Source organism: Rhodanobacter sp. UC4443_H10 (genome assembly GCF_052978325.1).
Window position 1 is genome coordinate 3174864 of sequence record NZ_CM129668.1, and the last position, 19575, is coordinate 3194438.

The 19575-nt window shown below is 69.4% G+C and carries 20 protein-coding genes; 15 read left to right on the forward strand and 5 right to left on the reverse strand.

All coding sequences use genetic code 11. The features are described 5' to 3' along the window. Nucleotides 1-227: 227 nt before the first annotated feature. The 6 genes from ACVCMB_RS14370 (at nt 228) to ACVCMB_RS14395 (ending at nt 7958) form a co-directional block, all read left to right on the forward strand. On the forward strand, nt 228-995 hold the full coding sequence (locus tag ACVCMB_RS14370; RefSeq protein WP_447105467.1) for a TerC family protein: 768 nt from the start codon (nt 228-230) through the stop codon (nt 993-995). A gap of 367 nt (nt 996-1362) precedes the next feature. Next, entirely contained in the window at nt 1363-1563 is a 201-nt protein-coding gene (locus ACVCMB_RS14375; protein WP_395116088.1) for a hypothetical protein, read from the forward strand. 73 nt (nt 1564-1636) lie between these two features. Then, nucleotides 1637-3268 carry a carboxylesterase/lipase family protein gene (locus ACVCMB_RS14380; RefSeq protein ID WP_447105468.1) on the forward strand — a complete coding sequence of 544 codons (1632 nt, stop codon included), beginning with the start codon at nt 1637-1639 and terminating at the stop codon, nt 3266-3268. A 93-nt stretch (nt 3269-3361) separates the two neighbouring features. Then, on the forward strand, nt 3362-5551 hold the full coding sequence (locus tag ACVCMB_RS14385) for a M3 family metallopeptidase (RefSeq protein ID WP_447105469.1): 2190 nt from the start codon (nt 3362-3364) through the stop codon (nt 5549-5551). 164 nt (nt 5552-5715) lie between these two features. Continuing rightward, nucleotides 5716-7482, forward strand: coding sequence for a sensor domain-containing diguanylate cyclase (locus tag ACVCMB_RS14390; protein WP_447105470.1), 1767 nt, complete (start codon nt 5716-5718; stop codon nt 7480-7482). After that, on the forward strand, nt 7479-7958 hold the full coding sequence (locus ACVCMB_RS14395) for a YbaN family protein (RefSeq protein WP_395116096.1): 480 nt from the start codon (nt 7479-7481) through the stop codon (nt 7956-7958). The genes ACVCMB_RS14390 and ACVCMB_RS14395 overlap by 4 nt, the downstream gene beginning before the upstream one ends. A gap of 47 nt (nt 7959-8005) precedes the next feature. Here the strand turns inward: ACVCMB_RS14395 and ACVCMB_RS14400 are convergent, their stop codons facing one another. Further along, the gene (locus ACVCMB_RS14400; protein WP_395116098.1) at nt 8006-8695 is read right to left on the reverse strand and encodes a murein L,D-transpeptidase catalytic domain family protein; all 690 of its coding nucleotides are present in this window, start codon (nt 8693-8695) and stop codon (nt 8006-8008) included. Nucleotides 8696-8843: 148 nt separating this feature from the next. Here ACVCMB_RS14400 and ACVCMB_RS14405 point away from each other — a divergent pair, with 148 nt between their 5' ends. Together ACVCMB_RS14405 and ACVCMB_RS14410 are read left to right on the forward strand one after the other, a co-directional pair. Next, nucleotides 8844-10538, forward strand: a complete 1695-nt coding sequence (locus ACVCMB_RS14405; RefSeq protein WP_447105471.1) for a L,D-transpeptidase family protein — start codon at nt 8844-8846, stop codon at nt 10536-10538. A 230-nt stretch (nt 10539-10768) separates the two neighbouring features. After that, nucleotides 10769-11014, forward strand: coding sequence for a hypothetical protein (locus ACVCMB_RS14410; RefSeq protein ID WP_395116102.1), 246 nt, complete (start codon nt 10769-10771; stop codon nt 11012-11014). Here the strand turns inward: ACVCMB_RS14410 and tsaA are convergent. Continuing rightward, nucleotides 11009-11572, reverse strand: coding sequence for a tRNA (N6-threonylcarbamoyladenosine(37)-N6)-methyltransferase TrmO (tsaA, locus tag ACVCMB_RS14415; protein WP_447105472.1), 564 nt, complete (start codon nt 11570-11572; stop codon nt 11009-11011). The two genes, ACVCMB_RS14410 and tsaA, sit on opposite strands and share 6 nt — an antisense overlap. A gap of 45 nt (nt 11573-11617) precedes the next feature. Here tsaA and ACVCMB_RS14420 point away from each other — a divergent pair, with 45 nt between their 5' ends. Together ACVCMB_RS14420 and ACVCMB_RS14425 are read left to right on the forward strand one after the other, a co-directional pair. After that, entirely contained in the window at nt 11618-11992 is a 375-nt protein-coding gene (locus ACVCMB_RS14420) for a YciI family protein (RefSeq protein ID WP_447101035.1), read from the forward strand. After that, entirely contained in the window at nt 11992-12711 is a 720-nt protein-coding gene (locus ACVCMB_RS14425; protein WP_447097387.1) for an HAD family hydrolase, read from the forward strand. Before ACVCMB_RS14420 ends, ACVCMB_RS14425 begins: the two co-directional genes overlap by 1 nt. Before the next feature lie 46 nt (nt 12712-12757). On the opposite strand, the gene ACVCMB_RS14430 is transcribed toward ACVCMB_RS14425, so the two are convergent. Continuing rightward, nucleotides 12758-13012, reverse strand: a complete 255-nt coding sequence (locus ACVCMB_RS14430; protein ID WP_395116110.1) for a hypothetical protein — start codon at nt 13010-13012, stop codon at nt 12758-12760. Nucleotides 13013-13091: 79 nt separating this feature from the next. Next, nucleotides 13092-15074 carry a winged helix-turn-helix domain-containing tetratricopeptide repeat protein gene (locus tag ACVCMB_RS14435; protein WP_447105473.1) on the reverse strand — a complete coding sequence of 661 codons (1983 nt, stop codon included), beginning with the start codon at nt 15072-15074 and terminating at the stop codon, nt 13092-13094. A 286-nt stretch (nt 15075-15360) separates the two neighbouring features. On the opposite strand from ACVCMB_RS14435, the gene ACVCMB_RS14440 reads away from it, so the two are divergent. The 3 genes from ACVCMB_RS14440 (at nt 15361) to ACVCMB_RS14450 (ending at nt 17235) form a co-directional block, all read left to right on the forward strand. After that, the gene (locus ACVCMB_RS14440) at nt 15361-16392 is read left to right on the forward strand and encodes a hypothetical protein (RefSeq protein WP_447105474.1); all 1032 of its coding nucleotides are present in this window, start codon (nt 15361-15363) and stop codon (nt 16390-16392) included. A gap of 139 nt (nt 16393-16531) precedes the next feature. Next, nucleotides 16532-16990 (forward strand): putative toxin-antitoxin system toxin component, PIN family, encoded by a 459-nt coding sequence (locus ACVCMB_RS14445; protein ID WP_447107180.1) that lies wholly within the window; start codon nt 16532-16534, stop codon nt 16988-16990. Between the two features lie 56 nt (nt 16991-17046). Continuing rightward, nucleotides 17047-17235: a CPXCG motif-containing cysteine-rich protein gene (locus ACVCMB_RS14450; protein ID WP_395116116.1), complete on the forward strand. Its 189-nt coding sequence runs from the start codon at nt 17047-17049 to the stop codon at nt 17233-17235. Nucleotides 17236-17318: 83 nt separating this feature from the next. Here the strand turns inward: ACVCMB_RS14450 and pncA are convergent, their stop codons facing one another. Beyond that, complete coding sequence (pncA, locus tag ACVCMB_RS14455) at nt 17319-17948, reverse strand: bifunctional nicotinamidase/pyrazinamidase (protein WP_447105475.1); 630 nt, start codon at nt 17946-17948, stop codon at nt 17319-17321. 108 nt (nt 17949-18056) lie between these two features. Here pncA and ACVCMB_RS14460 point away from each other — a divergent pair, with 108 nt between their 5' ends. Beyond that, nucleotides 18057-18428 carry a hypothetical protein gene (locus ACVCMB_RS14460; RefSeq protein ID WP_447105476.1) on the forward strand — a complete coding sequence of 124 codons (372 nt, stop codon included), beginning with the start codon at nt 18057-18059 and terminating at the stop codon, nt 18426-18428. 337 nt (nt 18429-18765) lie between these two features. Beyond that, entirely contained in the window at nt 18766-19494 is a 729-nt protein-coding gene (locus ACVCMB_RS14465; RefSeq protein WP_447105477.1) for a M9 family metallopeptidase N-terminal domain-containing protein, read from the forward strand. Nucleotides 19495-19575: the final 81 nt, after the last annotated feature.

Below are 19575 nucleotides of genomic sequence, written 5' to 3' on the forward strand. Positions count from 1 at the left end.
CCCGGTGCAGCAGCAAATGGCACAGCCATTTGCGAGCAAGACCTTCGCCGTCCCACGGCGAAGGTGCGTCCTGCAAAGATGCCTTTCCGCCGTGGCCCCAAAGCCTCACCGGAGCATCAATCCGCCCTTTGGCGTCCAGAACCCATCGTGAAGCGCGCTTGCGCGCCTTCGCCGTTTCCGCGGGCCAGGATGCTTTCCGGCCGGCGCCCCTTCGATAGAGACCACCCATGGAACAACTGGCCAACCCCGAAATCTGGATCGCCCTCGCCACGCTGACCGCGCTCGAGCTGGTGCTGGGCATCGACAACATCATTTTCATCTCGATCCTGGCCGGCAAGCTGCCGCCGGAACGACGCGACAAGGCGCGGCGCCTGGGCATCATGCTGGCGGCCGTGTCGCGGCTGGGCCTGTTGCTGGCGATTGCCTGGATCGTCGGACTCACCGCGCCGCTGTTCGAGCTGTTCGGCCACGCTTTCTCGTGGCGCGACCTGATCCTGATCGGCGGCGGCCTGTTCCTGATCGGCAAGGCGACCCACGAGATCCACCAGAAGCTGGAGGGCGCCACCGAGCACGTCAGCACCGGTGGCGCGGCCGCGGCGACGGCCACCTTCGGCGGCGTGATCGTGCAGATCATGCTGCTGGACATCGTGTTCTCGCTGGACTCGATCATCACCGCGGTGGGCATGGTCGATCAGCGCTGGGTGATGGTCACCGCGATCCTGGCCTCGATCGTGTTCATGCTGATGTTCGCCAGGCCGCTGGGCGAGTTCGTCGAGCGCCACCCCACGGTCAAGGTGCTGGCGTTGAGCTTCCTGATCATGATCGGCCTGGTGCTGATGGCGGACGGCTTCGGCCAGCACATCCCGAAGGGCTACGTGTACGCGGCGATGGCGTTCTCGGTGTTCGTGGAGCTGATCAACCTGGCGATCCGCCGGCGCACGCAGCGCCCGGTGGCGCCGGTGGCGCTGCACGAAAAGTACGCATCGGGCGAGTAGCGGCACAGGCACGAAAAAAAACCCGCAGAGGGGAGTCTGCGGGTTGGGGGTCCATCTGTGTCGGGTGCGGAGGAGGAGGGGGAGCCTCGCCGCACGGTGGGAAGCGTGTCTCACGACATGGGGATAATGTACTAAGCGGTATGTTAATGGAGTGTGACTGGCCGGTGCCCCCGTGTGCAACCTCGCGGACGCAGCGGGCTGAACCGTTGTCCGGCCGCACGGGCGACGCTGTCCGCGGACAGCCGCCCGCAGCGGCAATCGACATCAAACATAAAGTAAATCAAAAGCTTGGAACAAATTTTCGGGTTGGCACGGCGATTGCTCCATGGACAGCACAGGGACTTTCTGTTCAATCGGAGAACGCGTCATGAAATTCGAATCCATCTTTCTGACCATGCTGTTCGTTGCCTGCTCCAGCGTCTGCGTGCTGGTGATGGGGGCAATGCTGGCCGCCAGCCCGTCGTCGTCGCAGCAGGCCAGCGCGCGCCGTGCCGCACCCGCGGTCGCCGTGCAGGCCGATTGCGCCAAGCCGGTTGCGATGGATGTGTGCGGCGCGGACGAGGTCTGAGGCGCCCCGCCCAGGGATGACATCGACCAGGCCGGCGCCTAGGCTGCAAGGCAGGTATTCACGGGCCGCCACGATGTTCGATCCGACTGCATCACCCGCGCCGCGGAAGGCGCGCCTGCTCGCCAGCATCCTCGCCGGGGTGATCGGCCTCGCCGCCTTCGCGGCTCACGCCGCCGCCCCGCTGCCTCCGCCTCGCGTGTCACTGGCCGATGGCAGGATCGAAGGCAAGCTTGCGACGGCGAACGGCATGGCGCTGGAAGAGTTCCAGGGTATTCCGTACGCCGCGCCGCCGATCGGTGCGCTGCGCTGGAAACCGCCGCAACCCGCTCCGGCCTGGAGCGGCGTGCGCCAGGCGACGCGCTTCGGCCCGCGCTGCATGCAGCTGCCGCTGTTCGGCGACATGCGGTTCCGCTCCGCCGGGATGGGCGAGGACTGTCTCTACCTCAACGTGTGGAAGCCTGCAGGCGCGACCGCCAGGCTGCCGGTGCTGGTGTATTTCTTCGGCGGCGGGTTCGTTGCCGGCGACGGCTCGGAGCCGCGCTACGACGGCGCCAGCCTGGCCAGCCGCGGCATCGTCACGGTGACGGTGAACTATCGCCTGGGCGTATTCGGCTTCTTCGCCACGCCGGCCCTCGCTGCCGAATCGCCGCAGCACGCGGCGGGCAACTACGGCTTGCTCGACCAGGTCGCCGCGCTGCGCTGGGTGCGCGACAACATCGCCGCTTTCGGCGGCGACCCGGCGCAGGTGACGATCGCCGGCGAGTCGGCCGGTTCGATCGCGGTGAGCGCGCTGATGACCTCGCCGCTGTCGCGCGGGCTGTTTGCCCGCGCGATCGGCGAAAGCGGCGCCCTGATCGCGCCGATCGCGCCGGTGCCGCTGGCGACGATGGAGCGCCGCGGCGAGGCGTTCGCGCAGCGTCTCGGCGCCGACTCGCTGACCGCGCTGCGTGCATTGCCGGCCGATCGCCTGCTGCAGGCCACGCGCGAGCAGCACGGCGACGCCGACGCGAATCTCGATGGCTGGTTCCTGCGCGAGCCGCCCGCGGCCACCATGGCCCGCGGCGGGCAGGCGCCGGTGCCGCTGCTGCTGGGGAGCAATTCGCAGGAGGACCATTACACCGCGATCCTGAAAGATCAGCCGCCGACCCCGGCCAATTACCGCGCAGCGCTGAAGCGGCTGTTCGGCACGCAGGCGGCACACGCACTGGCGCTGTACCCCGGCGACGACGCGACGCAGGTGAAATCCTCCGCCACCGCGCTGGCCGGCGACATGTTCATCGCGCACACCACCTGGCGCTGGATGGACCTGCAGCGCCGCCACGGCGGCGCGCCGGTGTATTTCTATTATTTCGACCAGCCGCGCCCGGCCAAGCTGGCGCCGGCGCCGGGTGAAACGCCCGATCCCGGCGCCGTGCACAGCGGCGAGATCGAGTACGCGCTGGGCAACCTGGCGGGCAATCCGGTCTACGCGTGGACGGCTGCCGACCGCGCCGCGGCCGCCACGATGGAAGGCTACTTTGCACAGTTCATCAAGACCGGCGATCCCAACGGCGCGGACCTGCCGCCCTGGCCCGCGGTGCGCGAATCCGCTGGCGGACTGCTGCGCCAGGTGATTGCGGCGCATTGCCGTACCGAGGTCGACCACGGGGCGGCGCGGCAAGCGTTCCTGCAGGCTTTCTTCGCCACGCATGCGGACCCGTTGTAGCGGATCTCGCGGTGTTCACCCATGGCTTCAGTCATGGGTGCGTGGCGCAGGCTTTGGGTAGGATCGGGGTTCCCCCACGTCGAGCGAACCTTGATGAAGCCCACCCTTTCCCTGGCGATGACGATCGCGCTGACCAGCTCCATGGCGGCCTATGCCGACACCGCGGCGGACAAGCAGCACGCAGGCGCACACGCCTCCCACGCGGCGGCTGCCGACGTCCGCGCCAATCCGTTCTTCGCCGAAAGCACGCTGCCGCTGCACTACCCCGCGTTCGACAGGATCAAGGACAGCGACTACGCGCCCGCGTTCGACCGCGGCATGGCCGAGCAGCTGCGTGAAGTGGCGGCGATCAGCGCCAACCCCGCTGCGCCGACCTTCGACAACACCATCATCGCGCTGGAGAAATCCGGCGACGTGCTGCAGCGCACCTCGACCGTGTTCTTCAGCCTGTCCGGGGTCGAGAACAACGATGCGCTGAAGAAGCTGCAGGCCGAGTACGCGCCGAAGCTGGCCGCGCACCGCGACGCGATCACGCTGGACCCGGCGCTCTTCGCGCGCATCCAGAAGCTGTACGACGCGCGCGCCAGCCTGGGCCTGGATGCGCAGGGCGTGCGCCTGATCGAGCGCTACCACACCGATTTCGTGCGGGCCGGCGCCAGGCTGTCCGACGCCGACAAGGCGCACCTGAAGCAGATCAACGGCGAGCTGGCCAGGCTCGGCACCAAGTTCACCCAGAACGTGCTGGCCGAGGTCAACGACTCGGCGCTGGTGGTGGACAGCCGCGCCGAACTGGCCGGCCTCACCGACGCCCAGATCGACGCCGCGGCCGCCGCCGCCAAGGCGAAGGGGCTCGATGGCAAGTACGTGATCGCCCTGCTCAACACCACCGGCCAGCCGCCGCTGGCGCAGTTGGAGAACCGCGCGCTGCGCGAGCGCCTGTACAAGGCCTCGATTACCCGCGGCAGCCGCGGCAACGCGTGCGACAACACCGCGATCGTGTCGCAGGTGATGAAGCTGCGTGCGGAGAAGGCGGGCATGCTCGGCTACCCGACCTGGGCTGCCTACGTGCTGGCCGACCAGACCGCGAAAACGCCGGAAGCGGTCAACGCCATGCTCGGCAAGCTGGCGCCGGCGGCAGTCGCCAACGCCAGGCGCGAAGGCGTCGCGTTGCAGGCGATGATCGACAAGGAACAGGCGGCGAAGGGCCAGCCCACGTTCGCGCTGCAGCCGTGGGATTGGGCCTACTACACGGAGAAGGTCCGCGCCGACAAATACAATTTCGACGAGAGCCAGCTCAAGCCCTACTTCGAGATGAAGAACGTGCTGGAGAACGGCGTGTTCTACGCCGCCGGCCAGCTCTACGGACTCAAGTTCAAGCAGCGCACCGACCTGCCGGTCTACAACCCCGACGTGCTGGTGTACGACGTCTACAATGAAGACGGCAGCCAGCTGGCGATCTTCCTGGCCGACATGTACGCGCGCCCGTCCAAGCGCGGCGGTGCCTGGATGAACTCCTACGTGGACCAGTCCGGGCTCACCGGCAACCTGCCGGTGGTGGCCAACCACCTCAACATCACCAAGCCGACCAGCGGCCCGACCCTGCTGACCTGGGACGAGGTGACCACGGCGTTCCACGAGTTCGGCCACGCATTGCACGGCATGTTCTCCAACGTGAAGTACCCGCGCTTCAGCGGTACCAGCGTGCCGCGCGACTTCGTCGAGTTCCCCTCGCAGGTGAACGAGATGTGGGCCGACTGGCCCAGCGTGCTGGCCAACTACGCCAGGCACTACCAGACCGGCGCGCCGATGCCCAAGGCGCTGCTGGACAAGGTGCTGGCCACCTCGAAGTTCAACCAGGGCTTTGCCACCACCGAGTATCTGGGCGCGGCGATGCTCGACCAGAGCTGGCACCAGCTCGGCGCGGACAAGATCCCCGACGCCGGCGGCGTGATGGCGTTCGAGGCGGCCGCGCTGAAGGCCAACGGCACCGATTACGCGCCGGTGCCGCCGCGCTACCGCACGCCGTACTTCAGCCACATCATGGGCGGCTACGCGGCCGGCTACTACGCCTACATCTGGTCCGAGGTGCTGGATGCGAACACGGTCGAGTGGATCAAGAGCCACGGCGGCCTGACCCGGGCCAACGGCGACCGCTTCCGCGCGACCCTGCTGTCGCAGGGCGGCAGCAAGGATGCACTGCAGCTGTTCCGCGATTTCGCCGGCCACGAGCCGCGGATCGAACCGCTGCTGGAGCGTCGCGGACTGGACGGCAGCGCCGAGTGACCGGCGTCGCCTGAGGGCGGCATGACGAAGCCGCCCGGAGCGATCCGGGCGGCTTTTTCGTGGCGGCAGCCGCCGAAACTGCGGTCGCGTGCGTGGCCGATTCAGATGCGGACTGCTACGGTGGCCACACGATGTGCCGACCCGCGAGCCGATTGCCGCCCCGTATGTCCGCTGCCTCCCACCACGCTGACGAAACGCTGCGCCTGGCGACGCTGCGCGCCATGGGTGCGCTGGATACTCGCGCCGAGCCGCTGTTCGATGCGCTCGTACGCAGCGCCGCGGCGGCGAGCGGGCGGGCGCTGGCGCTGATCGTGCTGGTCGATGCCGACGGCCGCGGGCTCGCCGTGCATGGGCCGGCGGCGGATATCGACGAGCCGAGCGTGCTGCGGGTGCTGGCCAAGGCGAGTTCCGGCGTGCTGGCGATTCCCGACGCACGGCTCGATCCGCGCTGCGCCGACGATCCTCTGGTTGCCGGCGTGGCGGGCATCCGTTGCTTCGTTGCCGTGCCGATCAGACCGGGCGAGAGCGCGAAGGCGGGCGCATTGTGCGTGCTCGATCGCGTGCCGGGTACGCTCGACGAGCGGCAACACGAGACGCTGCGGCAACTGGCCCGCGCGGTGGCACAGGTGCTGGAAACGCGGCCGGTCGCGCACCGGAACAAGCCCGCACCGGTCGGCGCGGCACCGTCGCTGCGGCAGCCGCCGGAGTCGGCCCGCGAGACGGAACCGAAGCGGCGCACCCACGCAGCGCTGCTCGAACGCACCGGATGCCTGCTCGGCGCCGGTGGCTGGGAGCTGGACCTGGCCACCAAGGCGATCACCTGGTCGGACCAGACCTGCCGCCTGCACGACGTGCCGCCGGGTTTCCACCCGAGCCTGGAAGAAGCGGTGAGCTTCTACGATGCGGGGGCGCGGCCGGTGATCGACGCGGCCGTGCGCAAGAGCATCGACACCGGCGAGGGATGGGATCTGCAACTGCCACTGACCACCGCCACTGGCCGGAGGATCTGGGTGCGCGCGGTCGGCATCGTGGAACGCGCCGAGGATGGCACCCCGCTGCGGCTGGCCGGCGCTTTCCAGGACATCACCCTGCAGCGGCGCGCGATCGCGGCGTTGGAGGCCAGCGACCGCCGCTACCGCAAGCTGTTCCAGTACAGCCCCGGCCTGATCTGCACGCACGACCACGAGGGCGTGCTGCTGTCGGTGAACCCGGCGGCGGCCAAGTCGCTGGGCTATTCGGTGGGCGAGATGATCGGCCGCCCGCTGACCGATTTCATGCGCGCCGAACAGCGCCCGCGGTTCGCCGAATATCTGCTGCGCATCATGCGCAAGGACAGCGACACGGGCATGCTGCAGGTGATCGCCAAGGACGGCAGCGAACACGTGTGGCAGTACCACAACGTGCTGGACGACGACGTCGAAGGCGACGATCCCTACGTGCTGGGCCATGCGCTGGACGTCACCGAGCGCTTCCGCCAGGAGAGCCAGTTGCGCGAGTGGTCGATCCACGACGCACTGACCGGTTGCTTCAATCGCCGCTACCTGGCCGAGCTGACGGCCGGCCCGGCCGCGGGCTGGGGCTGCATCGTGTTCGACCTGGACCATTTCAAGCAGGTCAACGACACCCATGGCCACGCGCGCGGCGATGAGGTGCTGGTGGCCATGGCGACGTTCCTGCGCAACCATGTGCGGCCGCAGGATGCAGTGATCCGCCTCGGCGGCGACGAGTTCCTGGTGTTGCTGCGCGGTGCCGGCGAGGAGCTGACGCAAGGCGTGGTCGACCGGCTCGATGCCGATCGCGCCGCTGCGCCGATCGGCTTCACCATGGGCGCGACCACGGTGGTGCCGGGCGCCTCGCTGGAAGCCGCGCTGGGCGAAGCCGACCGGCGTCTGTACAAGGCCCGCGAAGGCCGGCCGAAGCGCGCAACGTGAAGTCGTCCGATCGCGGGCAGCCGGCGGAACAGGGCGGTGGACACGACCCGCACCCCGCGCATCCCCGCCACACCGGTCTGGTGCGCTGGCTGCTGCTCATCGCCGGCGGAGTGGCGTTGTTGCTGGGGCTGATCGGCCTGATGCTGCCGGTGATGCCGACCGTGCCGTTCCTGCTGCTGACGGCCGCGTGCTGGTCGCGCGCCTCGCCGCGCTGGCATCGCTGGCTGCTCTCGCTGCCCCGGTTGGGTCCGGCGATCGCGCGGTGGGAGCGCGATCGCAGCATTTCGCGGCGCGCGCGCTGGATGGCGCTGGGCCTGGTCACGCTGTCGATGGCCGGCACGATCTGGTGGTTCCGCGGGCACGCCTGGTTGCCGTGGCTGCTGGCCGCGCTGGTGGTGCTGCTGTGGCTGCTGATCCTGCGCCTGCCGGTGACGCCGGACGAGGGCGGCGCGAGCCTGCGGCAGACTCGCGAGTGAGAGTTTCCCGCCGCGCGCTCCGCGGGGAGGGCAACCGTGCGGATGGATCAAGGCGCGCCGAGCGCGGGCGTCATCGCCAGTCCGCCGCTGCACTTGAGGTAGGGCGAGGCGCCCAGCCACCTGGCATCGGGATAATAGGAGAACACGTACTGGCCGCCCTTGAGCGCGTCGATCAGCGGTCGCGCGATCGCGCTGCGCACCGCCGGGCAACCGTAGCTGCGACCGATGCGGCCTTGCTCGCGGGCCAGTGCCGGGTTGACGTAAGCCGCACCGTGGATCACCAGCGCGCGCGCCAGTGCGCGGTCGTTGGTGCCCGGCTCCAGCCCTTGCAGGCGCAGCGAGTAGCCGTTGCGGCCGGCGTAGGTGTCCAGCGTGCGGAACAGGCCCAGGCTGGATTGCCGGCTTTCCGGCGCGTTGGAGAACCTGCTCGCCAGGTTCTCGCCGGTGTTGCGCCCGTGCGCCACCAGTTCCTGATACAGCAGCTTGCGCCGGGCCAGGTCGAACACCCACAGCCGCGGCTCGGTGGATGGCCGGGAATAGTCGATCACCGCCAGTCGCGCGGGCGGCGGCTGGCCTTGCGCCGCGGCGCAGTCGGTGGCCGCCAGCGCCAGCGCGATCACCTGCGGATTCGCCTGCGGCGCGAGTTTGCTGAGCGTGTCGCGCAGTGTCGGCGCGGTCGCGTGCGCCGTACCACAGAGCGGTAGCAGCAGGATGGCAAGGAGGCGCAGTCGACTCATCGGGACGGCTTGGGCTTGGGGCGCGAACAGGCGTCGATGCTAGCAGTCGATCGTTAAGAACCTGTCCCGTGCGACCGGTCGCCGCGCCCGCCTGCGCCGGCCGGCGGTTGTGCTATGACTGGTCGCATCCTCCCGCACAGGACTTTCCATGCCGTCCGGCTTTTCCCGCGCCGTTTGCGCTGCCGCCTTGCTGGGCTGGCTGGCGGTCGCCGCGGCGCCTGCACAGCCGGCCGCAGTCGAGTCGGTCGGCATGGAACAAGCCGTGGCCCCGCCGCCGGGCCCGGTGGCCGAGCAGATCCGCGAACGGATCGAGCAATGGCGCGTCGCCCAGGCCGATGGCGCGACGGCCGCGGCGCCGGTCGCCGCGGTGGCGGCGTTCTACGAGCAGAACCGGTTCGCGCCGGCATGGACGCGACCGGACGACCTCGACCAGTTGCTGGCCGCGCTGCGCGGCATGGCCGCCGACGGCCTCGACCCGCAGGACTACGCGCTGGACGAACTGCAACGTCGGCGCCACGTGCTGGACGACCCGCAGGCCACCGCGCAGCAACGCGCGCAGTTCGACCTGCTGGCCACCGACGCCTGTTTCACCGCGTTGCTGCACCTGTATCGCGGCAAGGTCGATCCGGCCACGCTGGACACGCACTGGAACTTCGACCCGCGCCAGCTCGATCGGGCGCGGGGCCTGCAGGCGGTGCGCGAGGCGCTGGCGCAGGGCACGATCGGCGAGCTGTTCGCGCGGGCGCGGCCGCAGCACCCGTACTACGCCCAGCTGCGTGCGGCGCTGGCGAAGTTGCGCGGGGTGGCGGCGCAGGGCGGCTGGCCCGTGATCGCCGACGGCCCCACGCTGAAACCGGGCAGCCACGATCCGCGCGTGCCGACGCTGCGCCAGCGCCTGCAACGGGTCGGCTTTGCGGTGGGCGATGGCATGGATGACCTGTACGCCCCGGTGCTGGAAGCTGCGCTGAAACAATTCCAGCGCGAACATTACCTCGCCGCGGACGGCCACCTGGGCAAGGCCACCCTGGCCGCGTTGAACGTGCCGGTCACCACGCGCATCGAGCAGCTGCGCGCGAACCTGGAGCGCGCGCGCTGGCTGCTGCACCAGCTGCAGGGCGAGTTCGTGGTGGTCGACATCGCCGGCTACCAGGTCGCCTACTACAAGGACGGCAAGCCGGTATGGCGTTCGCGCGTGCAGGTGGGCAAGCCGTATCGCAGCACGCCGGTGTTCAAGTCGAAGATCACCTACCTCACGCTCAACCCGACCTGGACGGTGCCGCCGACCATCCTGAAGAACGACATCCTGCCGAAGCTGCGCAGGAACCCGGGCTACCTCGCCGCCAACCGCATCCGCGTGCTGGACAGCCAGGGCCGCGAGCTGTCGCCGGCCAGCGTGAACTGGGCCAACCCGCGCGGCATCGTGCTGCGCCAGGACGCCGGCCCGGGCAATTCGCTGGGCCGGCTGGTGATCCGCTTCCCCAACGACTACGCGGTGTACATGCACGACACGCCGCACCAGGAACTGTTCGCCAGCGAGCAGCGCACGTACAGCTCCGGCTGCATCCGGGTGGAACATCCGCGCGAACTGGCCGAGCTGCTGCTGGACGATCCGGTGCAGTGGAATCGCGCGGGCATCGACCGCGCGATCGACACGCTGAAGACGCAGACCGTGATGCTGCCCAGGCCGGTGCCGCTGCTGCTGGCGTACTGGACGGTGGACCTGCGCGAGGACGGCCGGGTCGGCTTCCGCCCCGACGTCTACCGGCGCGACCCGCCACTGCTCGCCGCGCTGGCGCGCCCGCGCGTGTCGCCGTGGTTGCCGGCGGCCGCGACGCCGCCCTGAAAAAAAATGCCGCGCCGACGGGGGTGCCGGGCGCGGCCAAGGTCTGAACCGATCCACTGCCAATGCATCGGGCGCCGGCGACGGAGCGAGCCGCGCCGGCCCGGGCAGTTTGCCGGGCGCAGGTCTCACCGGCTGGGATTGCCCTGATCCCGGTCAGGGCGCGCGGCCGTGCCGGCCGCCATCATCGCCCCCGGCGGATGTGCCGCCTCTCAACCCTGGAGACCGTACCGATGCTGTTTCAAGTGAAGGATCTTGCCGGTGACACCGGCGCCATCGCCGCCATCCTGCGTGCCCATGACGCCAACGCGCAGGTCACCGGCGATCCCGTCGCGGGACAGATCGACGTGGCGGCGCAGTTGACCTCCGGTCAGGTCATCACCGCCCTGCAGGAGGCCGGTTACGAGGCCAGCCGCGTGTCCGAGCCGCGGCAGATCCACGTCAGCGGCGGCAGCACCTGCTGCGGCAGCTGCTCATGAGCCGCTGACGTCCCCGCCGCGCGGCCGCGTGCGCGGCTTGCGCGGCCCCGGCGCGGAATGCCGGCCCTGCGCCGCGTCGATCGCGTCGATCCAGCCCGCGCGTGAACCCGGAAACGCATCCGCGTACGGCACGTACGGCTTGATGTCGAGGATCGGCGTGCCGTCCAGCAGGTCGACGCCGCGCACGCGCAACGCGCCTTCCTCCACCGCCACCAGCTCCACTGCCGACAGCCCGATCGCATTCGGTCGGTGTGGCGAGCGCGTGGCCAGCACGCTGCGCTTGCCGCCGCCGCGCGGCGGGCGCACCTCGGCCTTCCAGCCCTCGCTGCGGTGGAACGCGAACAGCAACCAGATCCGCTCGAAGCCGGCCAGGTCGCGCCAGGCCGCCGCCGGAAAATCCGCCACGAACGCGATCACCGCGTTGGCTGCGGCCCCGCTTTCGGTGCCGGCCACCACGGTGGGCTGGTGCGGCGCGTCGATGCGCTGCGCGTAGGGCGAACGCACGAAGGCGATCGGCCGGCAGGACAATTCGCTGAAGGTATCGGCGCGGGTGTTCATTGCGGCATTATCCCTCTTCGCCCCGCCTTCCCCGCCGAGGACGCCATGAAATATCTCGTGATGATCTATTGCGACGACCAGCTGCTGGACGCGCTGCCCGAGGGCGAGTTCGACAGCCGCATGAAAAGCTGTTTCGGCAAGGCCGACGCGTTGCGCGCGCAGGGACAGTTGCTCGATTCGCAGCAGCTGGAAGCGCCGGGGACCGCGCGCACCGTGCGCGTGCGCGACGGCCGCACCAGCGTGGTCGACGGTCCGTATGCGGAGACCAAGGAATACCTGGGCGGCTTCAACCTGATCGAGGCGGCCGACATGGACGAGGCGGTGCGCATCGCGCAGTCGTTCCCGTGGTCGCAAACCGGCGCCATCGAGATCCGCCCGGTGCGCGACATGGATGCGGTACGCACGCGGGTGGGCGCCTGATGCTGCAACTGGTCGGCTTCGACGGCGACGACACGCTGTGGCACAGCGAGGGCTACTACCGCCAGGCTGGCGAGGCGTTCGCGGCGATCATGGCGCGCTACGTGGACGTGGCCGATCGCGATGTGCACGAGCGCATGCTGGCTACCGAGCAGCGCAACCTCAAGCTGTTCGGCTACGGCGCCAAGGGCATGGCGCTGTCGATGGTGGAAACCGCCATTGCGGTCTCGGACGGGCGCATCGGCGCGGCCGACATCCACGCCTTGATCGAGCTGGGCAAGACCGTGCTGCAGCATCCGGTGGAACTGCTGCCGGGCATCCGCGCCGCGGTCGAGGCGGTGGCGCAGCAGTACGAGGTGGTGCTGATCACCAAGGGCGACCTGTTCCACCAGGAGAAGAAGGTGGCGCAATCGGGCCTGGCCGACCTGTTTCGCCGCATCGAGATCGTCTCGGAGAAGGACGCCGCCGCCTACCGCCGCGTGCTCGGCGAGTTCGACCTGCAGCCGGCGCAGTTCGCGATGGTCGGCAACTCGCTGCGCTCGGACATCGAGCCGGTATTGCGCCTGGGCGGCTGGGGCGTGCACATGCCCTACCACGTGACCTGGGCGCATGAACTGGAAAACGGCCTGGCCGCCGACGAGCCGCGCATGCTCACCGTCGATGCGCCCGCGGCCATCCCCGCCGCGGTGGAACGGCTGCGCGCCCTGGCCGCCGCGGCGTAGGGCGGGCACCACCCGCCGTCCATCGCCACGAGCCGGTCCGGCCCGCCTAATCGTCGAAGCCGGTGTAGTCCTCGGGAAAGATCGGCGTGCCGTCCGCCTCCAGCCCGGTCATGTCGGCCAGCGCCTTCGCCGCGGCGGCTTCGGCCACGTCCTTGTCGCGGAAGCTGCGGTTCTCGCAGATCGCGTAATACACCGGAAAGCCGTGGCGGCGCGGCGTGATCGCCAGCCACGCCGCGTAGCGCGAGCCTTCCAGGGTGGCGCCGGAGCGGGCCAGGTAGTCGTCGAACGCGCGCTCGGCCATGGTCGTCGGTTCCGCTCGGAAAGCCCGCATTGTATCGGCTGGGTCCGGGTTTGCCGCCGATCCCGGCGCTTCCCGCGCCTCAGCGGTTGCGCGTGCCGTTCGCGGCGCGGATCTGGTCGATGCTCAACGCTTCGCTTTCGCCCGGGGGCGGCAGGCCGATCCTTTCGCAGAAGGCGATGAAGCGCGGATCGTCGCGCAGGTTCAGGATGAACGGATCGGTCGGCAGGAACAGGAGATCGGCGGCCGAAGCATGCTGCAACCATTCCACGGCGTGGCCGGCATCGCCGCGCAAGGCGTAGATCTGCGCGATCAGATGCGGATCGGCGTTCGCCTCGGCCTTGCCGGCGAGGGCGTTCGCCAGCGCGGTGTCCGCGGCGGCGCGATCCGGCCCGATCTGGGCCGCCAGCGCCGTGTACGGGTCGCGGTACTTCGCGGGCATTTGCAGCGCGCTGCCCATGGCCTTGACCGCGTCGCCACGCGCCAGGGCAACCGCCATCCGCAGGAACAAGGATGAGTAGCGCCAGTGCGCGTTCGTCTGCGGCAGGCTTTCGGCGGTGCCAAGGTATTTCTCCGCTTCGTCCAGCCGGCCGGACGCCAGCAACAGCTTCGCGTACTGCTGGTAATTGATGATGTACAGCGGCTCGATTGAAAGCAGATGCTGCCTCGACCGGATTGCCTCGCGCAGTTTCCCGACCTGGGCAAACACATAACCGCAGCCATTGAGGACGGTCCCGTCCTCCGGCGCCAGTTGCACGGCGCGACGGCATTCGGCCAGGGCGCCGCGATGGTCGAAGCTGTAGACCATCAGGTAGGCGCGGGCCGCGTGGGCCGCCCCCAGCCCGGGCGCCAATTGCAACGCCTGATCCGCTGCGCGCCTTGCCTCGTCCATGTGCTGGCGGGCGGCCTCGACGGGCTCGTTCGAGAACGTGGCGACGGTGCTCAGCGATCCCGACAGGTGTGCCCATGCCATCGCATAGCCGGGGTCGAGTTGCACGGCCTTGGCCATGTATTCGGATGCCCGGCGGAAATCCTCGTCGTGCCAATGCTTCAGGCCCTGCAGATAGGCGTTGTAGGCTTCGATGCTGCCGCTGGGCGGCCGGTCGTCATGCCTGACGGATTCGCCGGGCGACAGCAGCTTCACCTGCAACGCACCGATGACCGCGGACGCGATTTCGTCCTGCAGGGCAAACAGGTTCCGGTACGGGCGATCGTAGTGCTCGGCCCACAGCGTGCTGCCGTCGGCGGCCCTGGTCAGCGCGGCGTTGATGCGCACGACGTCGCCCACGTGCTGCACGCTGCCGCTGAGCAGGTAGGACACACCCAGCTTGCGGCCGATGGTGCGGCTGTCGTCCCTGCTGCCGCGGAACTGGAAAGCGGAATCGCGACCGATCACTTTCAGCCCGCCGAAGCGGGAAAGGGAGTTGATCAGGCTTTCCGACAAGCCGTCGGAAAAGAACTGCTGTCCCTTGTCGTTGCTCGCGTTGACCAGCGGCAGCACCGCGATGCTGCGCTCCGGCGCCGGCTTCGGCGCGCTCGGCGCATGCGGCCACCACTGCCAGCCGGCCACCGCGAGCAGCGCCAGCAGCGGCAGCAGCCACCACATGGCGCGCGGCATGCCGTGCCGGTCGCCGGCGCGCCGCCGGGCCATCGGAGGATGTGACGCGGCGGGCAGCACCGGCACCGGCATCGTCGGCGCTTGCGACGCGGGGACCGGGATGGCCCGTGACGGCGCGTCGGGCGTGGCTTCGGGAAGGTCGAAGCGGTAGCCCACGCCATGCACGGTGTGCAGGTAGCGCGCCACTTTCGCGTCCTCGCCAAGCGCATGCCGCAGCAGGGTCATCAGCCGGTTCAGCACCCCGGGGGTGACGTGGCGGTGGCCCCAGACCGCGTCGAGTATCTCGTCGCGGGTGAATACCCGGCCGGGCGTGCCGGCGAGCAGCGCCAGCACGGCGAAGGCCTTCGGTTCCAGCGGCTGCCCGATGCCCCCGCGCAACAGACGCCGGCCGGCGAAGTCGATCGTGCAGTCGTCGAAGGCGAGCGGGGCGGGCGTTGACGGGTCCATGGCGTCCTGTGGCGGGTAGCGCACGAGAGTGGACGAAAACCGGTGCTGCGGGCGACCCCAATGTTTTCCCAAGGAATCCAAGCAAAGTCCAGTCTTTCCCGAGCGGCCGCCTCAAGACCCGCCGCGCCACACCCCCGAAGCTGGGCGCGCCGGCCCTCGCCGGCACGCTCGCGTGCAGTCGCGATGCCCGCGCCTGCACAGGGTGAGCGACGCGTCGCCATGGCGCAACCAGTCCGCGGGGAAGGGTTTTCTCCGCGGTCGTCCACACCCATGCAAGGAGAGACCCATGAACCGCAAGTACCCACAGTGCGCACTGGCCATCGCCGCCATCCTGTCCGCCAATGTCTACGCGCAGCACTACGGCGCGTGGAGCAACGCGCAGCTTGCGCCCGGCGTCAACACCGCGGCCGCCGAAGGCTGTCCGATCGAGTCGCCGGACGGGGACAACCTGTACTTCATGTCCACCCGCAATGGCGGCCTGGACAACTGGCGCGCAACGTGGAATGTCGCGATGCGCAGCTGGGACCACGTCACCAACCTCGGCGCACCGGCGAATTCGCCCACGGCCGCCGACTACTGTCCCACGCCGTTGCCCGGCAAGTGGCTGCTGTTCGTCAGCTCGCGGCAGAACGCCGAGGATTGCACCGGCTGCAAGGCGATGCCGCCGCCGCCGCCCGGCAGCCCGCCGGCCGGCGACATCTTCCTGACCCGCGAGAATCCCGCGCACGGCTGGGCGACGCCGGTGGATCTGGGCGGCTATGCGGACGGTGGCCCGAACACCAAGGGTTCGGAATACAGCCCGTCGGTAGTGAAAACCGCCCAGGGTACCTTCCTGTACTTCTCCAGCGACGGCTATCCGGACAGCAAGGGCCATGACATCTACATGAGCCGCCAGCGTGCCGACGGCAGCTTCGGGCCCGGCGTGCGCGTGGCCGAGCTGAGTACCGATGCCGCCGACCTGATGCCCAACGTGCGCAGGGACGGGCTGGAAATCGTGTTCAGCAGCAACCGGGCCAGCGCCGATCCGCGCAACCAGGACATCTGGTACGCCACGCGCCCGAACACCGCTTCGCCATGGACGGTGCGCGGCCGGATCGAGAATCCCGCGGTCAACACGGCGGACGGCGCGGAAACCCGCGCCACGCTGTCCAGCGACGGCACCCGCCTGTACTTCGGCCGCAAGCACTTCGCCCAGGTGCCGGCCGACCCGGGCGATGTCTACGTCAGCACGCGCGTCAGGTTGACGTGGGGACGCGGCCACGACGAGCACCACGGGCGCGGCCGGTCCCACGATCACCACGGACACGGCACGCACTGAACCCTGCGTCGGCGGGACGGAACATGCGGTCGCGGCGGTGGTCGTCGCCGCGACCGCATGCGCAGCCGGAGCCCGCTCGTCCGTGCCGCGGGGGAGGCATCACGTGCATCGCGTGACCCGCTTGCCGCATCATGTGCCGATGATCGCCGCATTCCCGAACGTGCCCCGTGTGGTGCTCGACACCAACGTGTGCCTGGACATCTTCCTGTTCCACGATGCGCAGTCCGCCGCGCTGCACGTGGCGATGCGCGAGGGCCGCATCCAGGCGGTGACGCGCGCCGACTGCCGCGCCGAATGGCTGCGCGTGCTGCACTATCCGCAGGTGCCGCTCACCGCCGAAGCACGGCCCGGCGTCGAGGCCGCGTTCGATGCCCTGGTGCACTGCCTGCCCGACGATCAGGCCACGGCGTCGCCCGAGATGCCGCTTCCGCGCTGCGGGGATCCGGACGATCAGAAATTCCTGGAACTGGCACAGGCCGCGGGTGCGCGCTGGCTGGTCAGCAAGGACAACGAGTTGCTGAAGCTGGCCCCGCGCTGCAAGCGCGACGCGCTGTTCTGGATCGGCCTGCCGCAGGCGTGGTCGTTGCGCCACGCTTGACGATCGCGTCACCCGGAGCCGTGCTTCACTGGCCCGGCCATCCGCGGAGACACGCCATGCTCACGCCCCACACCATCGACTGCCCGTACTGCGGCGAACCCGTCGAAATCCTGCTCGACGCATCGATCCCCAGCCAGCAATACATCGAGGACTGCCAGGTATGCTGCCGCCCGATCACGCTGACGGTGGACGTGGACGACGACGGCGCGATCGCGGTGCGCGCCCGCGGCGAGAACGACGCCTGAGCGAACTTCATGCCAGCGCGCTCCTCGCGCGATGCTCTTGCGAATCCCGAATCCGTGGGAAGAGCATCGCGCACAGGGCGCTCCTACAGGGCGTCGATGTCCTGCGCGAGCAATGCGGCGCGGGTGGCTTCGTCGCTGGCCGAGGTGACCGGGCGGGTGAGCTCCCACAGCATGCGCGCGCGAAAGCCCAGCGCCACGGCGTCCTGCGCGGTCCACAGCACGCACACGTCGCGCGCCAGTCCGCACACCACCACCTCGTCCACGCCGCGCTCGCGCAGCCAGCCGGCCAGGCCGGTGCTGGGGCGCTTGCCTTGCGGGCCGTGGTTTTCGCGAAAGCCGCTGTAGGAATCCACGCCCGGGTCGCTGCCCTTGCGGATCACCGCGTCCAGCGCCGACCAGTCCACCTGCGGATGCAGCGCGGCGCCCGCCGTGCCCTGCACGCAGTGATCCGGCCACAGGGTCTGCGGCTGGCCATGCAGGGTGATCTCGTCGAACGGCGCACGGCCCGGATGCGAGCTGGCGAACGACGCGTGGCCGCGCGGATGCCAGTCCTGCGTGGCCACCACATGGCGAAAGCGGCGCGCGCGCAGCAGCGCGTCGATGCCGTCGATGATCGCGTCGCCGTCGTGGCAGGCCAGCGCTCCGCCGGGCATGAAGTCGGGCTGCACGTCGACCACGATCAGGGCCGTCGTGGCGGAAACGGCGTGAGTCATGCAGACTGCTCCGGACAGGTGGAGCGGCAGTCTAGCGTGCGCGCGCGGCAGGCGGACACGCGCGCGGCATCCCGAAGGGGCAGCGCAGTGCATTACGACCAATCATGGATGGGCAGTGGCATCGTCGGCGGCCTGCAGGCCGGCGCGATCTCGGCAGCGGCCGGGCTACTGCTGTTCCTGGCGCTGCACTGGCTGGGCCGACGCCGCGGCTGGAGCGCCGCGCGCAAGATCGGCTGGGCGTTCCTGCTGGCCTGCGTGCTCACCGTCAGCGGCGACCTGTGGGACATGTTCTATCTCAACTACGCCAACCTGCAGTCGCTCGCCCTGCTGCAAGCGGTGCTGGCCGGCATGCACGATCCGGAGCACCTCGGCCTGCGCGTGCTGTGCGAGTTGCTCGGCGTGTCGCTGGGCATCGGCGTGGGGTACGCATCGTGCGGTGGGGATCGACGCGGCCGTGGCGGCAGCGACGCACGGACGTGATGGCGAGTTGACCGTCTTTCTCCGGATGGCGAGCCTCGCTCTCGCGCGGTGGACTCAAGCCGTCGGCTGCACCCGATTTGCAAGTGATCGACGCGCCGATGGCACTCGTCATCCGGGAGTCGCCTCCGTGCGCCGGTGCGCGACGCCAGCGCCATCGCATCGCCGTCCGGGAGCATTTCATGCCGACTTCAGCGCCAGTCCTGGCCAGGATCGCCTAGAGCGACAGCATGGTTGACCCGTAGCATGGCGCTCGGTTCGTCGGTGCGTCGGGAGCGCACTCCATGCGCATCCAATGCGTGATGAACCAGGCCACGGGGGGCCTTTGCTGGAGGGGAACATGAATACTTGCGCACGCAAATCGCGTCCGCGATGCGCCAGCCTGTCGCTGTTGACGCCCGGATGCAGTCTGCCGCGCTATGCGGCACCGACAAAGGCCCGGAAAAAGGCACCGGCACCCGCCGCGACTGCCTTGCGCACCACCAGCTTGTTGCCGACGGTACGGCATCAGCAGGCCCGCCCACTCAAGCCGAGCGGGCGCCCGCCGCAATCGTCGTCGAAGGCTCACCTGTACACCGACTACGGTCGCCCGGAGCGCAATCCGTCGGCTTCGCTGCGCATGAGCGTGGCGGCCGCCGCCACCCATGATGTCAACGCGTTTGCGTCGGCCGGCGGCAGCAGCCTGGTCACCTTGGTACGCAACTCGTCGGTGGACGCTTGCATCGACACCTTGTTCAGCGTGACTGGTGCCAGCGCCGGCCAGGTGTTCAACCAGGCGAAGATGGTCACCATTGCCAACGCACTGCAATCCGGCGCACCCGGTCACACGAAATGCGGACGCGCTTCGCCGGCTTTTTGGCGTATTCGCTACTCCACGCGGGCGTTTCCGCCTATCTCCGCACACCCGACCGGTTCAATCTTTCGCAGGTCCAGAGCCGCTGGGGGTGGGCGCGGCGAAGTCGGAGATCGCCGGGAACAGGCCCTGGACAGTTTGATCTGCATGCAGGATCGGCACTCGAGATCCTGTGCTGGAGCGCGAGCGTCACCGTCTCTTGGGGAGGTGGCGTGAATGACATCCGTTCACGCCGGCGAATTCGCAGGAGTGACCGAATCCCCGCGAAATCCATCCCGGTGGCGCGCAGCAACACCA

Excerpts from the sequence above, each read along its gene's own strand:
- ACVCMB_RS14445 (WP_447107180.1), top strand. The coding sequence starts at position 16,532 with ATGATCGCCGCATTCCCGAACGTGCCCCGTGTGGTGCTCGACACCAAC.
- ACVCMB_RS14440 (WP_447105474.1), top strand. The coding sequence starts at position 15,361 with ATGAACCGCAAGTACCCACAGTGCGCACTGGCCATCGCCGCCATCCTG.
- ACVCMB_RS14370 (WP_447105467.1), top strand. The coding sequence starts at position 228 with ATGGAACAACTGGCCAACCCCGAAATCTGGATCGCCCTCGCCACGCTG.
- ACVCMB_RS14405 (WP_447105471.1), top strand. The coding sequence starts at position 8,844 with ATGCCGTCCGGCTTTTCCCGCGCCGTTTGCGCTGCCGCCTTGCTGGGC.
- pncA (WP_447105475.1), bottom strand. The coding sequence starts at position 17,948 with ATGACTCACGCCGTTTCCGCCACGACGGCCCTGATCGTGGTCGACGTG.
- ACVCMB_RS14390 (WP_447105470.1), top strand. The coding sequence starts at position 5,716 with ATGTCCGCTGCCTCCCACCACGCTGACGAAACGCTGCGCCTGGCGACG.
- ACVCMB_RS14465 (WP_447105477.1), top strand. The coding sequence starts at position 18,766 with ATGAATACTTGCGCACGCAAATCGCGTCCGCGATGCGCCAGCCTGTCG.
- ACVCMB_RS14385 (WP_447105469.1), top strand. The coding sequence starts at position 3,362 with ATGAAGCCCACCCTTTCCCTGGCGATGACGATCGCGCTGACCAGCTCC.
- ACVCMB_RS14425 (WP_447097387.1), top strand. The coding sequence starts at position 11,992 with ATGCTGCAACTGGTCGGCTTCGACGGCGACGACACGCTGTGGCACAGC.
- ACVCMB_RS14420 (WP_447101035.1), top strand. The coding sequence starts at position 11,618 with ATGAAATATCTCGTGATGATCTATTGCGACGACCAGCTGCTGGACGCG.
- ACVCMB_RS14435 (WP_447105473.1), bottom strand. The coding sequence starts at position 15,074 with ATGGACCCGTCAACGCCCGCCCCGCTCGCCTTCGACGACTGCACGATC.
- ACVCMB_RS14450 (WP_395116116.1), top strand. The coding sequence starts at position 17,047 with ATGCTCACGCCCCACACCATCGACTGCCCGTACTGCGGCGAACCCGTC.
- ACVCMB_RS14400 (WP_395116098.1), bottom strand. The coding sequence starts at position 8,695 with ATGAGTCGACTGCGCCTCCTTGCCATCCTGCTGCTACCGCTCTGTGGT.
- ACVCMB_RS14460 (WP_447105476.1), top strand. The coding sequence starts at position 18,057 with ATGGGCAGTGGCATCGTCGGCGGCCTGCAGGCCGGCGCGATCTCGGCA.
- ACVCMB_RS14430 (WP_395116110.1), bottom strand. The coding sequence starts at position 13,012 with ATGGCCGAGCGCGCGTTCGACGACTACCTGGCCCGCTCCGGCGCCACC.
- ACVCMB_RS14410 (WP_395116102.1), top strand. The coding sequence starts at position 10,769 with ATGCTGTTTCAAGTGAAGGATCTTGCCGGTGACACCGGCGCCATCGCC.
- ACVCMB_RS14380 (WP_447105468.1), top strand. The coding sequence starts at position 1,637 with ATGTTCGATCCGACTGCATCACCCGCGCCGCGGAAGGCGCGCCTGCTC.
- ACVCMB_RS14375 (WP_395116088.1), top strand. The coding sequence starts at position 1,363 with ATGAAATTCGAATCCATCTTTCTGACCATGCTGTTCGTTGCCTGCTCC.
- tsaA (WP_447105472.1), bottom strand. The coding sequence starts at position 11,572 with ATGAACACCCGCGCCGATACCTTCAGCGAATTGTCCTGCCGGCCGATC.